This is a genomic window from Nocardia sp. NPDC058114, assembly GCF_042884695.1.
GTDB lineage: Bacteria > Actinomycetota > Actinomycetes > Mycobacteriales > Mycobacteriaceae > Nocardia.
This window is the reverse complement of record NZ_JBHVTK010000005.1, coordinates 24,819-39,994: the sequence shown is the minus strand read 5'-3', so window position 1 is coordinate 39,994 and position 15,176 is coordinate 24,819. Positions and strand designations below refer to the sequence as shown.

General features: G+C 67.4%; 17 protein-coding genes. All 17 read right to left on the bottom strand.

What is annotated here, in order from left to right; genetic code table 11:
• Positions 1-21 precede the first annotated feature (21 nt).
• The 17 genes from ACFVVI_RS19620 to ftsH all read right to left on the bottom strand — a co-directional run bounded on the left by ACFVVI_RS19620 (position 22) and on the right by ftsH (position 15,130).
• Entirely contained in the window at positions 22-579 is a 558-nt protein-coding gene (locus tag ACFVVI_RS19620) for a DUF1772 domain-containing protein (RefSeq protein ID WP_378990752.1), read from the bottom strand.
• A 124-nt stretch (positions 580-703) separates the two neighbouring features.
• A complete protein-coding gene (locus ACFVVI_RS19615) occupies positions 704-1,315 on the bottom strand; it encodes an FHA domain-containing protein (protein WP_101464728.1) in 612 nt (203 codons plus the stop codon).
• A gap of 315 nt (positions 1,316-1,630) precedes the next feature.
• Positions 1,631-1,993, bottom strand: coding sequence for an Lsr2 family protein (locus tag ACFVVI_RS19610; protein ID WP_067454241.1), 363 nt, complete (start codon positions 1,991-1,993; stop codon positions 1,631-1,633).
• 115 nt (positions 1,994-2,108) lie between these two features.
• Positions 2,109-3,575 carry a lysine--tRNA ligase gene (gene lysS / locus ACFVVI_RS19605; RefSeq protein ID WP_378990810.1) on the bottom strand — a complete coding sequence of 489 codons (1,467 nt, stop codon included), beginning with the start codon at positions 3,573-3,575 and terminating at the stop codon, positions 2,109-2,111.
• Between the two features lie 258 nt (positions 3,576-3,833).
• Entirely contained in the window at positions 3,834-4,265 is a 432-nt protein-coding gene (locus ACFVVI_RS19600; RefSeq protein ID WP_378990753.1) for a rhodanese-like domain-containing protein, read from the bottom strand.
• Complete coding sequence (locus ACFVVI_RS19595) at positions 4,265-4,861, bottom strand: cysteine dioxygenase family protein (RefSeq protein ID WP_364584063.1); 597 nt, start codon at positions 4,859-4,861, stop codon at positions 4,265-4,267. Before ACFVVI_RS19595 ends, ACFVVI_RS19600 begins: the two co-directional genes overlap by 1 nt.
• Positions 4,862-4,989: 128 nt before the next feature.
• Entirely contained in the window at positions 4,990-5,772 is a 783-nt protein-coding gene (locus tag ACFVVI_RS19590; protein WP_378990754.1) for a type III pantothenate kinase, read from the bottom strand.
• A gap of 22 nt (positions 5,773-5,794) precedes the next feature.
• Positions 5,795-6,214 (bottom strand): aspartate 1-decarboxylase, encoded by a 420-nt coding sequence (gene panD, locus ACFVVI_RS19585; RefSeq protein WP_357370408.1) that lies wholly within the window; start codon positions 6,212-6,214, stop codon positions 5,795-5,797.
• Between the two features lie 12 nt (positions 6,215-6,226).
• On the bottom strand, positions 6,227-7,183 hold the full coding sequence (gene panC / locus ACFVVI_RS19580; RefSeq protein WP_378990755.1) for a pantoate--beta-alanine ligase: 957 nt from the start codon (positions 7,181-7,183) through the stop codon (positions 6,227-6,229).
• Entirely contained in the window at positions 7,183-8,091 is a 909-nt protein-coding gene (locus ACFVVI_RS19575) for a Rossmann-like and DUF2520 domain-containing protein (RefSeq protein WP_387446533.1), read from the bottom strand. Before ACFVVI_RS19575 ends, panC begins: the two co-directional genes overlap by 1 nt.
• Before the next feature lie 287 nt (positions 8,092-8,378).
• Positions 8,379-9,476, bottom strand: coding sequence for a DUF6779 domain-containing protein (locus tag ACFVVI_RS19570; protein ID WP_378990756.1), 1,098 nt, complete (start codon positions 9,474-9,476; stop codon positions 8,379-8,381).
• A gap of 68 nt (positions 9,477-9,544) precedes the next feature.
• On the bottom strand, positions 9,545-10,018 hold the full coding sequence (locus ACFVVI_RS19565; protein WP_378990757.1) for a DUF3180 domain-containing protein: 474 nt from the start codon (positions 10,016-10,018) through the stop codon (positions 9,545-9,547).
• Positions 10,012-10,551, bottom strand: a complete 540-nt coding sequence (gene folK, locus ACFVVI_RS19560) for a 2-amino-4-hydroxy-6-hydroxymethyldihydropteridine diphosphokinase (protein WP_387446196.1) — start codon at positions 10,549-10,551, stop codon at positions 10,012-10,014. The genes ACFVVI_RS19565 and folK overlap by 7 nt, the downstream gene beginning before the upstream one ends.
• On the bottom strand, positions 10,548-10,970 hold the full coding sequence (folB, locus tag ACFVVI_RS19555; RefSeq protein WP_387446195.1) for a dihydroneopterin aldolase: 423 nt from the start codon (positions 10,968-10,970) through the stop codon (positions 10,548-10,550). The genes folK and folB overlap by 4 nt, the downstream gene beginning before the upstream one ends.
• Before the next feature lie 58 nt (positions 10,971-11,028).
• The gene (folP, locus tag ACFVVI_RS19550; protein ID WP_378990760.1) at positions 11,029-11,907 is read right to left on the bottom strand and encodes a dihydropteroate synthase; all 879 of its coding nucleotides are present in this window, start codon (positions 11,905-11,907) and stop codon (positions 11,029-11,031) included.
• Entirely contained in the window at positions 11,904-12,518 is a 615-nt protein-coding gene (gene folE / locus ACFVVI_RS19545; RefSeq protein WP_378990814.1) for a GTP cyclohydrolase I FolE, read from the bottom strand. Before folE ends, folP begins: the two co-directional genes overlap by 4 nt.
• Before the next feature lie 242 nt (positions 12,519-12,760).
• A complete protein-coding gene (gene ftsH / locus ACFVVI_RS19540) occupies positions 12,761-15,130 on the bottom strand; it encodes an ATP-dependent zinc metalloprotease FtsH (protein ID WP_378990761.1) in 2,370 nt (789 codons plus the stop codon).
• Positions 15,131-15,176: the final 46 nt, after the last annotated feature.

Here is a 15,176-nt window from a genome sequence, read left to right as displayed (position 1 = left end):
CGTTCTAGTGATCGCGTGGCACTACCGGCCGTAAACCATCGGCACCGGTGCCGCGGCCACGTCGGTGGCCGAACTGGACTTACCCTGCTGCACGCCCGCGGCGAACAGCGCGCCGCACAGCACCAGGAACGCGGCACTGTGCAGCACCGCGCGGACGATATTCCAGCGAACCCAGGTCGCCTCGAAATCCGCACGGACGGCGGCGGTGTCGGCGATCGACGCCGGATCACCCGCCGCGGCGAGCGCGTCGTTGAGCGGCACGTTCAAGCCGGCGGTGACCGCGAACGCGATCACGTTGAGCGCCAACGCGATTCCGATCCAGATCAGTGTCGAACGCTGTTCCCTACCGAGGTGCAGCGCGGCCGCCAGCGCCGTGAAACCGACCGTGCCCATGAAGCCGAACATGAACCAGGGGTTGATGATCACGACGTTGATCTTCTGCATCACGTCGATCAGCGTGCGGTCATCGGTGCGGGCCAGCGCCGGCATCACCGAGATCGCGTAGGCGTAGAACACGCCGGCGATGAGTCCGGTACTGAGCAGGGCCAGCACCATGGTGGCCATCCGAACTGCGAACATGTGATGTCTCCTGACTCGTGGTCCGGAGCTTCGATCTCGCGCTCCGGTGATACGAGTAAGTCAACCGCCCAGACCGGATCCGCGACATAGTTCAGACGCTCACCGACCTACGCGACCGTCGCACTCACAGATCGTGGTCGGAGATCAGGCCGCTCTGCATCGCCAGCGCGGCCAATCGGGTGCGCTTCTGGTTCTGCGGCAGATTTTCCACCCCGAACTTCGCGAACAAGGCGCGCAGGTGGGTTTTGATGGCATCGATCGAGAGGAACAATTCCTCGGCGATCTGCTGGTTCGAGGCAGGCGTCGCGAATCCGGTGCCGTGTTTGTACGGACGGCACAGCGCGACCAGCACCGCGCGCTGGGTCTCGGTCAGCGAGCGCATCGTGGGGATGGACCCGGACGCGGTATGCGTCGCGTCATCCACCACACCGCCGAAATCGAAGAAATGCACGAGCGTGGTCCCGACCCGAATCCGGTCGCCGGGACTCAGCCGGCGCCGCCCGACCAGCCGCTCGCCATTGACGAAGGTGCCGTTGCGCGACAGTCCGTCGTCGATGATGGTCCAGTGCGCACCGAGATGTTCGACCGCGGCGTGCAGCCGGGAAACCTCGGCGTCCCACGCGAGCACCAGGTCGGCCTGCACATTGCGCCCGATGGTGACACGCTGCTGCCCGGCCTCCAGGGCCAGTTCATGCTGCTTACCGGTGTCGTCGGTATACCGCAGGAAGGAACTCACTGCGCGACACCGCCGGATACTCGAAACACCTTGTGCACGGCCATCAGTCTACGTCCCGAGACCCCACACCCGGGACAACCCGGGCCCCTTGTTCCCCGCACCCGGCACAACCCGGGCCCTTCGTTCCCTCGTTTTCCCCGCCAACGCAATCCCGTACGCCCCGACCTCGAGGAGGGGCAGGCAGGCGCAGCCTGCCGTTCGCGGCCGTCCCGCTGTTGAGGTGCCGTTGCGTACGCGACGAAGGAGCAAGCAACGGTGCCTCAACAGCGGGACCGGCGGGGCCGCGAACCACGCGGCGCCCGCGCCGCCGATATCTCAGCTCTTGCCGACCTCTTTGTTGTATGCCTCGGTGATTTCCGCCGAGATACGACCGCGGGCGGAGACCTTGTGACCCTTACGGCGTGCCCATTCGCGAATTGCGGCGCTCTGTTCGCGGTCCATGGAAACACGGCTCTTGCCCTGCGGCGCGGGTGCACCGGCAGCCTTCACCCGACGACGGCCACTCACACGGCGGGCGTTGGCGACCCACTCGTCCAGGCCTTCGCGCAGGCGCGCCGCATTTGCGTCCGACAGATCGATCTCGTACGACACCCCATCGATAGCGAACTCGATGGTCTCGTCCGCGATGGACTCACCGTCGACATCGTCGATCAGGCTAACGGTGACCTTCTTTGCCATGAGATGAACGTCCTCTCGAAATCGTCAAGCCTGCCTCCAGGCCGAATACCCGAGGCAAGAATACCCCGAAATGCGAAATTTCCAACACGGGGTCTTCACCCCGTGAATTCACTGGTCAGCGACTAGTGGGTCGCACAATCGGGAACAGGATCGTTTCCCGGATTCCCGAACCCGTGAGTGCCATCAACAACCGGTCGATTCCCATACCGGTTCCGGTGGTCGGCGGCATACCGTGTTCCATCGCGGCGAGGAAGTCTTCATCGAGCACCATGGCCTCGTCATCGCCCGCCGCGGCCAACCTGGCCTGGTCGACGAAGCGTTCCCGCTGGATCACCGGGTCTACCAGTTCCGAATAGCCCGTTGCCAACTCGAAGCCGCGAACATAGAGGTCCCACTTCTCGGTGACGCCGGGCTTGCTGCGATGCTGACGGGTCAGCGGTGAAGTCTCGACCGGGAAGTCGCGAACGAAAGTCGGCGCGTAGAGCTTGTCGCCATACGCGTGTTCCCATAGTTCTTCGACCAGTTTCCCGTGACCGTAGCCCTTGTCCGAAGGAATTTCCAGACCTACCCGATCGGCGAGCGCGAGCAATTCCTCGACAGTGGTTTCCGGAGTGACCTCGACACCGATCGACTCAGACAGCGAGGGATACATCTCGACGGTGGTCCACTCGCCTCCGAGATCATATTCAGTGCCGTCGGCAAGCGTCACCAGAAGGGTGCCGAATGCCTCGCGCGCGACTTCCTGGATCAATTCCCGGGTCATCGTCGCCGAGTCGTCATAGGTGCCGTAGGCCTCGTAGGTTTCGAGCATCGCGAACTCGGGCGAATGGGTGGAGTCGGCGCCTTCGTTGCGGAAGTTCCGGTTGATCTCGAAGACCTTCTCCAGCCCGCCGACCACGCACCGCTTGAGGAACAGCTCCGGCGCGATGCGCAGGAAAAGGTCCATGTCCAGCGCATTGGAATGGGTGACGAAGGGGCGCGCGGCGGCGCCACCGTGGATGGTCTGCAGCATCGGGGTCTCGACCTCGAGGAAGCCGCGGCGCTCGAGCGCGTTGCGCAGCGCACGGACCACGTTCACGCGGGTACGGGCCATTTCCCTGGCCTCCGGGCGCACGATCAGGTCGACATAGCGCTGACGGACGCGCGACTCCTCGTTCATCTCCTTGTGCGCCACCGGCAGCGGGCGCAGCGACTTGGCCGCCATCGACCAGGAATCGGCCATCACGCTCAATTCGCCGGTACGCGAGGAGATGACCTCGCCGTGCACGAACACGAAGTCACCGAGGTCGACATCGGCCTTCCACGCCGCCAGCGCGTCGGCGCCGACACCGTTGAGGCTGATCATCGCCTGCAGCTTGGTGCCGTCGCCTTCCTGCAGCGTGGCGAAGCACAGCTTGCCGGTATTACGGACGAAAATGACGCGCCCCGCGATACCGGCCTGCAGGCCGGTCTGAGTGTCGGCTTCCAGATCCGGGTAGGCGGCACGGATTTCGGCCAGGGTGTGGGTGCGTGGCACCACCACCGGATAGGCCTCACCACCCTCGGTGAGCAGCCGTTCGCGCTTGTCCCGGCGAATCCGCATCTGCTCGGGAACATCGATGTCCACAGCGGAAGTGGCGGCGCGGCCGGGTGCGGCGGGGTTAGGAGTGCTCACGTTCGACAACATTAGCGGCACCCCGAAATGGATTTACTCCCGCCCACAAAGAACGAGAGGCAAACCCCGGACCACACCGACCATTCCCCCGCGAGATGCAATCAACGTCACATAACTGAAACACACACAGCCCGTGACGACCTCTGATTCGCCTCGTGGACAACCGAACTCGCGGACGTCGACCCCCTACAGCGAAGCCAGCGCGTCGACCTCACGGGCGAAATGCGGGACGCCGACGCCCACGGTCAACAACCCCGCCGACTTCAACGCCTGGTATCCACCGATCACATCGGTGGCCCGGTGCAACCCCAGCTCCTGCAACGCGGCCGCCGCCAAACTCGACGTGTACCCCTCCGAGCAGAAGACGACCCATTCCACGTCGTGATCAACGGCGAGGGACAACCGAGCCGACGAGGTCGGATCCAACCGCCATTCCAGGACATTTCGCTCGATCACCAGCGCGCCGGGCAGCGAACCTTCGCGCACCCGCTGGGCGGCCGGCCGGATGTCGACCAGAATCGCGCCACGCTCGAGCGCGGCGGCCACGTCGTACACATACACCCGGTGCAATCGCGCGCGAGCGTTCTCGAGCATCTGATCAATCGTCAAACGGCTCATCACAGATCACCTTCGGGCTGGTCGGTGAGGACGGTTTTGGTTCGGCGCAACGTTCCGTGGCCGGTCACTTCGTAATACGACATCGCCGACAGCGGCGGGGAATAGGCATGCACGCTCAAGGTGGGATCGAGCGGACCGACGGATTCGGCGGCGGCGGGCGCGCGCACCACGTCGTGCACCCAGCCGATCGGGAACGACGCCTGATCACCCGCGGCGAGCGTGCGCCTGCGTAACTCCGTGCCATTCCAGCGGTATTCCGAAAGGGCGCCACTCAGCACGGTCAGGGCGCCGAGCGAACCGGCGTGATCGTGCAAATCGGTGAATTTGCCCGGCGTCCAGCTGATCAGCCAGACATCGACCTCGTCGTCGTGCGAGAGGCGGGTCGCCCAGCGCTCGTCGGCCGGCCAGATACCGTCGGCGGGCAGGAGGTGGTCGTAGCGACCGGAGAGGACGTCTTCGGCGCCTTCGTCGGTGAGTCGCAGCAGGTCAGCGGGCCGCAACCGGGTCGGCAACGCCGAGGCGATCGCCCGGTCGAGCGGGGGCGTCGCGGAGTACTCGTCGCGCGCGGACGGAAGGGAAAGGACAGAAGAACGCATGAGCGCATCTCCAGGAGGTGAGAAAACGGTCGAGGGAAAACGTCAGCCTCGAACGGTCGAGGCAGATTAGCCTCGACAACACTCCTGGGTGCTCACACGGAAGATCACGAGCGCTAGTTTAGCAGACACTACTTTTTGTTGCGCTCGTAGACATGGCGCAGGCCGGTGAGCGTGAGATGCGGGACGTGCTGGTCGATGGTTTCCGACTCCGGCACGATCAGCGGTGCGCCCGCCCCCGTCGCGACGACGGTGACATCGGTGCCCGCGAACGCGTCGAATTCGTCGCGGATGCGGTCGACCAGCCCGTCGACCAGCCCGGCGAACCCGAAGATCGCGCCGGACTGAATGCATTCCATGCTGTTCTTGCCCACCACCGAACGCGGCCGTGCCAGCTCGACGCGACGCATCGCACTGCGTTCCACCAGCGCCTCGGCCGAGATCTCCACCCCGGGCGCGATCACGCCGCCGAGGAATTCCCCCTTGGCCGAGACCAGGTCGACGCAGATCGCAGTGCCGAAATCGACGACGATCGCGGGCCCGCCGAAACTACGGAACGCGGCAAGGCAGTTGACGATGCGGTCGGCGCCGACTTCCTTCGGGTTGTCGACCAGTAACGGAATGCCTGTTCGCACACCGGGTTCCACCAGCACATGCGGCACATGGGACCAATAGCGCGCCAGCATGGCGCGCAGTTCGCGCAGCACCGGCGGCACGGTCGACAACGCCGAGACACCGGCAATCTGATCGAGATCGTCGCCGACCAGACCGCGCACCTGCATGGCGAACTCGTCCGCGGTGATCAGCGGATTGGTGTGAATCCGCCAGTGCCGCACCAGTGTCGCGTGGTCGCCACTACCGGAGAACAGGCCGAGCTCGATTCCGGTGTTGCGGACGTCGATCGTCAGCAGCATGGTCCTGGGTCCCCCGCCCGGCTCAGACGAACGACAGCGAGCGCGGCGAGGTGAGGCCGGAGCCCTCCGGTGCGTGCGCGGGGTCGCTGCCCAGCTCCACCGGACGGTTGTGGTCGTCGACGAAGACCACCTTCGGGTCGTACTCGCGAACCTCGGCCTCGTCCATCTGACCGTAGGCGATGAGGATGACCAGGTCACCGGGGTGCACGAGGTGGGCGGCGGCACCGTTGATGCCGATCACGCCCGAACCGCGCTCACCGGCGATCACATAGGTCTCGAGGCGGGCGCCGTTGTCGATGTCGACGATGCAGACCTGCTCACCCTCGAGCAGATCGGCGGCGTCGAGCAGATCCTGGTCGACGGTCACCGACCCGACATAGTGCAGGTCGGCATGGGTCACGGTGGCACGGTGGATCTTCGACTTCATCATGGTGCGCAACATCGTCGTCGCCTTTCAGTGCGCCTGCGAGGCAGGGAGGGAGTTCGCGTCGGGATGCCCGTCGATCTGGGCGCCGAGTACTACGGGAGCGTTGTCGATCAGGCGGGTGTCGCCGACTCTGGCGGCGACCAGCAGGCGGGCGTTGCCCGCGGTGGGGGCCGGACCCAGGTTGGCATCGCGCAGTTCGAGATAGTCGACATCGAGGCCGTCCACCGCGTCGAGAACCGAGCGAGCGGTCTGGACAACCGCCTCCGCGCCGAGGCCGGCGGCGTGACGGCCCGCGGCGAGCGCGGCCGACAGCGCCAGCGCCGACTCGCGCTGGGTTGCGTCGAGGAAGCGGTTGCGCGAGGACAGGGCGAGGCCGTCGGGCTCGCGAACCGTCGGATAGGCCACGATCTTCGCGTCCATGTTCAGGTCGCGCACCATCTGCCGGATCAGCGTGAGCTGCTGGTAGTCCTTCTCACCGAAATACGCCTCGGAGGCGTGGGTGATGTTGAGCAGCTTCGCGACGACGGTGAGCATGCCCGCGAAATGCGTCGGCCTGCTGCCGCCTTCGAGCTCGGCGCCGAGTGGACCCGGCTGGACCGTGGTACGCATGCCGTCCGGGTACATATCGGAAACCGTCGGCGCGAAAACCAGATCGACGCCCTCGGTGCGGAGCAGTTCGAGGTCGGCGTCGAGAGTGCGCGGGTAGGCGTCGAGGTCTTCGTTCGCGCCGAACTGCAGCGGGTTGACGAAGATCGAGACGATCACGACCTGGTTGTTGAGCTTGGCCTGACGGATCAACGCGAGGTGCCCCTCGTGCAACGCGCCCATCGTCGGCACGAAACCGACCGTGCGACCGGCGCCGCGCAGGGCCTTGGCGACCGTGTCGAGCACCTCGGGGTTGTGGTGCACGGTGAGCACGCCCGCCTTGAAAGCGCCGGTCGCGCGAGCGCCACCCTGGTGGTGATGCACTTCTCGGGGTTCCATCAGTGGCCTTCCTTGGCGAGGAGCTCCAGCAGTGCCGGATCGGTGTGGGCGAGTTGGGCCGTGCGCAACGAATTGGCTCGGTAGGCCTCGGCCAAGCGGCCGTCGACCTGCTCGAGCGCGGCGAGATGGGCGGCGACGGCGTCGACATCACCGCGGGCGACCGGACCGGTGAGTGCGGCCTGGCCGCGACGCAAGGCGTTGTCGAGTGCGGCCGAGGCGAGCGGGGCGAGCAGCCGTTCGGGAAGGCCGCCGGGCTGATCGTCGACCAGCGGCTGGCCGAGCAGACCGGGGCCGGAGAGGGATTCACGCAGGGCCGCGACGGCGTCGACGATCACCGTGACCAGGTGATTGCTGCCGTGGGCGAGGGCCGCGTGATAGAGCGAACGCTGATCTTCCTCGACGCGAACCGGTTCGCCACCCATCTCGATCACCAGCGCCTGTGCGATGGCGTACCCGACCTCGTCGGCGGCGGTGACGCCGAAACAGGCATTGGCGAGCCGGGCGATGTCCTCGTCGTGGCCGGTGAAGGTCATGGCGGGGTGGATCGCGAGGCCGAGCGCACCCTGCTTCGTCAGCGGTTCGAGAATCGCGACTCCGTTCGCGCCGGAGGTGTGCACGACGATGGTGCCGGGGCGGACCACGTTCGCACCGGCGAGGCCGCGGACCAGCCCGGCCAGTTCGGCGTCGGGCACGGCGAGCAGGAGCAGTTCACTGCGCTGGGCGATCTGTTCGATCGGCAGCACATGGGCTTCGGGCAGCCGGGTACGGGCGCGGTGCACCGAGGCGTCGGAGATCGCGGCGACACCGAAGACCACGTGGCCGGCTCGCTCGAGCGCTACGCCGAGTGCGGAACCCACTCGTCCCGCCGAGACGATTCCCACCGTCAGTCGTGCGGGCGCTGGATCCATTCGTGCGGGCACGGAGTCGCCACTCGTGTTTGCGCCATCAGGGTTGACACTTCTCGAGGTCAACGTTGTCCTCTCGATTTGCGTTCCAGTCCCGCGGTGCGGGTACCAGACGTTCGCTTCGAGAATAGAGGGAGTTACTCGAGGACCGCCACACGCCCCCACCGTGATCTAGCGCTCACCTGGTCCGCCACTCCGCGTATTCAGGCCGGACCCAGGTGCGTGGTGACAGGTGGACGCGGCCGAGGGTTGCCGGTGGGCGAGCCGGCTGTTGTCGGTGTTGCGACCAGCTAGGTACGCGGAGAGGCGGAGCCGGTGGACTCCGATTCGAGGTTGGCCATGATGTCTGCCACCGACAGCCGGGCGGTGCCCTCGGTTTCGGCGCGGCGGCGCCGACGAGAGCTGGTGCCCACCGAGGGGGCCTTCTCGGGGCGGGTGGCCGGGGGCTGGGCGGGCTCCGGGGTGGGCTCGGCCGTCGCTACAGGTGCCGGGACAGGTTCGGCCGCGGCAACCGGTGCCGGAGTCGGTTCGGCCGCCGCCGGGGTGGGCTCGGGGGCAGCGGCCGAGTTGCCGTTGGTGGTGGGCTCGGCCGGCAGGACCGTCTCCGTCACCTGGCGGGTGTTCGGCGAGGACAGGCGCGGCGGCGGCGTCTTTCCCGATGACGTGGTCGGTGCGGCGGGCTGCGCGGGGGCGGTCGACTGCTGGGTTTCGGCGTACTCGTCGAGCTGCACCGCCGAGGTCTCGGCGGTGACCGGATCGTCGTACGGGTCGGCGAAATTGGCCGAAACCGGTTGCATGAAGACAGGTTTCAGTGCGCTGGGCGGTTGCTGCCACGGGCCGAACCAGGCGGCGGTGGCATCCTCGGGGCTAACGTCGAAATCGTGGTCGGGCTCGTCGAAGGCATTGAAGCCACCGGCGGGCAACGCGTCGATCCGCACGGCATCGGCCTGCAGCGCAGGTTGCTCGTCGAGCAGGGCGCCGTCGAAGAGAACCTGCAGATTCTGGCGCAGCAGGGTCAGCTCGGCGCGCAGCGCGGCGATTTCGGAGGAGTCGGCGCCGACTTCGGCGCGCACCCGCGCCTCGACACCCATCTCGTACTCACGGCGCGCGTTGATCTCACGCTCGAGCTGCAACTCGTACACCGTCTGCAGATCGCGCACCTTCGCCTTGTCGACGGCCGCGTCCTTGCGGTAGCGGGTAGCCGCGAGCGCGCCGATCACCGCGGCCCACAGGGCCGCTACCAGGCCGATCCGCACGTATTGGACGTTTTCGCTGAAGATCAGGAAAACACTGGCGGTCAGACCGAGCAGGATGAGGAAACCGACGAAGAATTTTCCCGCGTCGTCCCGCCGTCGTCGGGGCGCCGTGCTGCGGGAGGGTGAAACCATGAGGGCCAGGGTAGCCGGAATCGGCTGGTCGGCCCACCAAAGGCTACGGAGATTCCATTCGCAAGTTGCTATGTAGTAGCGGGGTCGTCGGTCGGGTCCTCGGGTGCCCGGCAGCAATACTCCAGCCACAAAGCCGCAGCAACCAGGGCCGAACCGGCCAGCAGGCCGACCACCGCACCCGGCGAATCCGTAGCGGCGGCGGTGACGGTCCCGCGCTGTGGGAAAACCCACAGCAGGAAACCCAGCCACACACCCGCGGCCAGCGAACCCACCTGCAACGACGCCTTCGCCAGCGCCACACCCCTGGCCACGTTGATCGGATGCATCTGGCCCGATCCGTCGCCGATCTGCTCATCGGCGATCTTGGCCTTGATCGCGAAGCCGAGCGCCGCCTCGATCGCGGCGACCGGCAGCAGCGAGGCGCCCGCGGCCACCGAGATCGACGGGAAGCTGGAATAGGCGAACCGGGTGGCGACCCAGGCGACCGCGGCGGCCACCACCACATTCAGCGCGAGGTCGAGTACCCGGGTGGGTTTCAGCACGAGCCGGCGCTTTCCTCGCATAGCACCAGGTCGGTACGGACCACGCCGTCCCTCTCTGACTGGTCGAGTCCGGCGAGCAGCTCGGCGATCGGGCGCGCGGCCCCGTCGACGACAAGGTGCGCGGACGGTTCGACAGCCAGCCACGGGATGAGGACGAAGGCCCGGTTGTGTGCCTGCGGGTGCGGCAGGATCAGCGTCGGATCGGTGTCGCGGGCGATCGCCGTGCCGGTGCTGTCGGCGCACTGGACCACGTCGACATCGAGGGTGCGCGCACCCCAGCGAACCTCGCGCACGCGGCCCGCTGCCTGCTCGAGCTCCTGACCGAAACGCAGCCAGGCGTAATCGTCGAAGGCCGGATCTTCGGCTGTGACAACAGCATTGAGGTAATCGTCTTGGTCGACGCCACCCCACGGCGCGGTCGTGTAGACCGGCGACACCGCCACGACTCGCTCCCCCAGCGCGTCGAGCACGCTGCGCAGATGCGCGAGCCGATCGCCCAGATTCGAGCCGATCGAGAGCACCGCGCGAGTCATCGGCGCGGCTCCGGGGCCTGCGTGCGATACCGGGTGGCCACCACGCGCACGTCTTCGAAGGTGTGCGGGATCGGCGCCGACGGCTTGTGCACGACCACCTCCACCGCCTCGATCCGCGGGTCGGCCATCACGTCGTCGGCGATCTCGGAGACCACTGTTTCGATCAGATCGCGCGGCGGACCGGTCACGATGCGCACCGCACGCTCGGCGAGCGCGCCGTAGTCGACGGTGTCGGCGAGGTCGTCGGACGCGGCGGCCGCGGCGAAATCGACCCATACCGTCAGATCGACGACGAATTCCTGGCCGTCACGACGCTCGAAATCGAACACTCCGTGCCTGCCGAAAGCACGCAGGCCGCGCAGCTCGATCCGCGACGAGGCGGGCCTGCCCGCGGGCGGCGGCAGCAAGGGCAAGTTCATCGGACAGCTCCTCGGAGGGTGACTCGGACGCCTGCGGCAGTTCGGGTAGCGAGGACGTTCACGGCGTGCGCCCAGCGGCCGATCGAGCGTCGGCTGCTCGACGCCAGGCATCGACGACGGCGATGGCGTCCAGGGAAGCCCGGACATCGTGCACGCGCACGCCCCAGGCGCCATGGGTGGCCGCGAGGGCCGACAGGGTGGCGGTGGCGGTTTCGCGGCCGTCGGGCGGGCGTGGGCCGGCTTCGTCGGCCAGGAGGGCGCCGAGGAAACGCTTGCGTGAGGCGCCGATCAAGATCGGGAAACCGCCTGCCACCAGCTCCGGGAGAGCGGCGAGGAGTTCCCAGTTGTGCTCGGCGTTCTTGGCGAAACCGAGGCCGGGGTCGAGGATCAGCCGGTCCGGGGTGACCCCCGCGGCGACAGCCAGGTCGACCTGGGCGCAGAGTTCGGCGTTCACCTCGGCGACCACGTCGTCGTAGTGATCGGCGGGGCCGGTATGGCGGTAGTCGGCGCCCGCCCGCCAGTGCATGAGGATCCACGGCACGCCCGCTTCGGCGACGACTTTCACCATGTTCGGGTCGGCACGGCCGCCGGAGACGTCGTTCACCACCGAGACGCCCGCCTCCAGCGCGGCCTCGGCGACCTCGGCGCGCATGGTGTCGACACTGGTCGGCACCCCGGCGGCGACCAGTCCGCGGATCACCGGAGCGACCCTGGCGGCCTCGGCGGCCGGGTCGACCCGGTCGGCGCCCGGCCTGGTGGATTCACCACCCACGTCGACGATGTCGGCACCCGCTTCGTACAGCTCCACACCGTGCGCGATCGCGAGTTCGGGATCGAGGTAGCGACCACCGTCGGAGAAAGAATCAGCGGTCACGTTGACCACACCCATGACCACGCAGGAGCGGTGGTCACGGGCGGTCACCAGTGGCTGGCTCATTTGCGCAGGATCAGGTCCAGCGCCTCGGCTCGCGAGGCGGAGTCGGTTTGCAGCTGGCCGCGCACCGCCGAGGTGGTGGTGCTGGCGCCGGGCTTACGGATTCCCCTCATGGCCATGCACAGGTGCTCGGCCTCGACCACCACGATCGCGCCGCGCGGATCCAGTCGGCGCATCACCGCGTCGGCGATCTGGCTGGTCAGCCGCTCCTGCACCTGGGGGCGCTTGGCGTAGAGATCGACCACGCGCGCCAGCTTCGACAGCCCCGTCACCCGGCCGTGCGAGCCGGGGATGTAGCCGACGTGCGCGACGCCGTGGAACGAGACCAGGTGATGCTCACAGGTGGAGAACATCGGGATGTCACGAACCAGCACGAGTTCCTGGTGACCCTCGTCGAAGGTGGTCGCGAGCACCGCGTCGGGCTCGGTGTAGAGCCCGGCGAACATCTCCCGGTAAGCACGCGCCACCCGCGCGGGCGTGTCGAGCAGGCCGGGACGGTCGGGATCCTCACCGACCGCGAGCAGCAGCTCGCGCACCGCGTTCTCGGCGCGCTCCTGATCGAACGGCAAACCGGTCGCCAGCGCCGTCAGCACCGACGGACTGGTCGCACCCAGCTCACCTGCCGGATCGAGTTCCTGCTTGTTGGCCGACAACTTCTCCGCACCTCCGTGATATTTGCGGCTGGCGCCGCGGGTTCTCGGCCCTGTTCTCCGCTCAGTCCAGAGGCGGGCGGGCCGAGAACGAGAGCCGAAAGCCGGCGACCACCCGACATTCGACGGCCGAGCGTGATCCGAGAACCAGTGCCGAATGCCGGTACTTGTTCGGCATTCGACCTCCGAGCGTAGTTGGCCCCCGGTCAGTGGCGGCCGTTCGGCCCTTCCCACTCCTTGTTCTCCGGATCGGCGTCACGCACCGGCGGCTGCGGCTGAGCACCCCACGGCTGGAAACCATCGCTGGCGTGCCGCGGCTGCTGCTGCTCGGGCCTGCCCCAGGCACTGCCCTGGTCCTGCGGCGGTTGGGGCTGCTGCTGCGGCTGTTGCTGCTGCGGCTGCTGCTGCTCCTCGCGCGGCGGCCAACCCGGAGCCGACCAGCCGGCCGGTGCGCCGTAATCGGGCCGCGAACCGTGCGTGCCCGACTGCCGGGGGAACGCCTGGGTCGGCGCGGCGGGCAACGGGTAACCGGCGGCGGGTGGTGCGGGCTGGCCGTAGGGCTGACCCGGGTAGCCGTTGGGCTCCACCGGCGGTGCACCGTTGGGCACCGGCACCGGCGCGGGCTGCACCGGCGGCCACGGCTCGCCGCGCTCGACGGCCAGCTCGCCCGGCGTCTTCACCGGCGGCTTGTCCGACGGGTGCCGGTCACCGAAATCGTTGAACGCGGTGATCCGCGGACGCTTCTCCACACCGGCCAGGATCGTCTCGAGATCCTTGCGGTGCAGCGTCTCGCGCTCGAGCAGCGCGGTGGCCAACGCGTCGAGCTGCTCGCGGTATTCGCTGAGGATCGACCATGCCTCGGTGTGTGCTGCCTCGATGAGGTTGCGCACCTCCTCGTCGATCTCGCGGGCGACCTCGTGCGAGTAGTCGGCCTGCACGCCCATCGAGCGGCCGAGGAACGGGTCGCCCTGCTCCTGGCCGTAGCGCACGGCGCCGAGGCGGGCACTCATGCCGTATTCGGTGACCATCCCGCGGGCGATCTTGGTGGCCTGGTCGATATCGGAGGACGCGCCGGTGGTGGGCTCGTGGAACACCAGTTCCTCGGCGGCGCGGCCACCCATCGCGAAGACCAGCCGGGAGATCATCTCCGAGCGGGTCATCAGGCCCTTGTCGTCCTCGGGCACCGTCATGGCGTGCCCGCCGGTGCGGCCGCGGGCCAGGATGGTGACCTTGTAGACGGGCTCGATATCGGGCATCGCCCACGCCGCCAGGGTGTGGCCGCCCTCGTGGTAGGCGGTGATCTTCTTCTCGTGCTCGCTGATGATGCGGCTCTTGCGGCGCGGTCCACCGATCACGCGGTCGACCGATTCCTCGAGCGATTCGCCGGTGATGACCGAACCGTTCTCGCGGGCGGTGAGCAGCGCGGCCTCGTTGATCACGTTGGCCAGATCGGCGCCGGACATGCCGACGGTGCGCTTGGCCAGACCCTCGAGGTCGGCTTCCTGCGAGATCGGCTTGCCCGCCGAGTGCACCCGCAGGATCGCGCGGCGACCGGCCAGGTCGGGGTTGCCGACCGGGATCTGCCGGTCGAACCGGCCGGGGCGCAGCAGCGCGGGGTCGAGGATGTCGGGCCGGTTGGTGGCCGCGATCAGGATGATGTTGGAGCGATCACCGAAGCCGTCCATCTCGACCAGCAGCTGGTTGAGGGTCTGCTCGCGCTCGTCGTGACCGCCGCCGAGGCCCGCACCGCGCTGGCGGCCGACCGCGTCGATCTCGTCGACGAAGATGATGCACGGGCTGTTCTGCTTGGCCTGCTCGAACAGGTCACGCACGCGGGAGGCGCCGACACCGACGAACATCTCGACGAAGTCCGAACCGGAGATGGTGAAGAACGGCACCCCGGCCTCGCCCGCGACCGCGCGGGCCAGCAGCGTCTTACCGGTTCCCGGCGGCCCGTAGAGCAGCACGCCCTTGGGGATCTTCGCGCCGAGCGCCTGGTAGCGGGCCGGATTCTGGAGGAAGTCCTTGATCTCGTAGAGCTCTTCGACGGCCTCGTCGGCACCGGCCACGTCCTGGAACGTGGTCTTGGGCATGTCCTTGGTCAGCAGTTTGGCCTTGGACTTACCGAAGCCCATCATTCCGCCACGGCCACCGCCCTGCATGCGCGACATCACGAAGATGAACAGGCCGACCAGCAGCACCATCGGCACGATGAACAGCAGCAGCTGCGACAGCCAGCTCTCCTGCTTGACCACGGTGTCGTACGGGGCGCCGGACTTCTGCACGGCGTCGAGGACCTGCGCGGAGTTCTCCCCACCACTGGGGTACTTGGCGACGATCTTGGCGTTGTTGCTCGTGGCTTCGTTGCCGTTGTTCAGTTCGATGCGGAGCTGCTGCTCCTTGTCATCGATCTGCACGTTCTTGACGTTCGCTTTGTCCTCGAGCTGGGCCAGCGCAACGGAAGTGTCGACACTCTCCCAACCGCGCGTGTCATCGCTGAGAAAGCTGAACAGCCAGATCATGAGCATGATGCCCGAGATGATCGCCAAGGTGCGAAACACTGTCTTGCGGTTCATAGAGCGTCGGCCGGACGGCCCAGTCCTTTCCGGTTATTACTCCGGG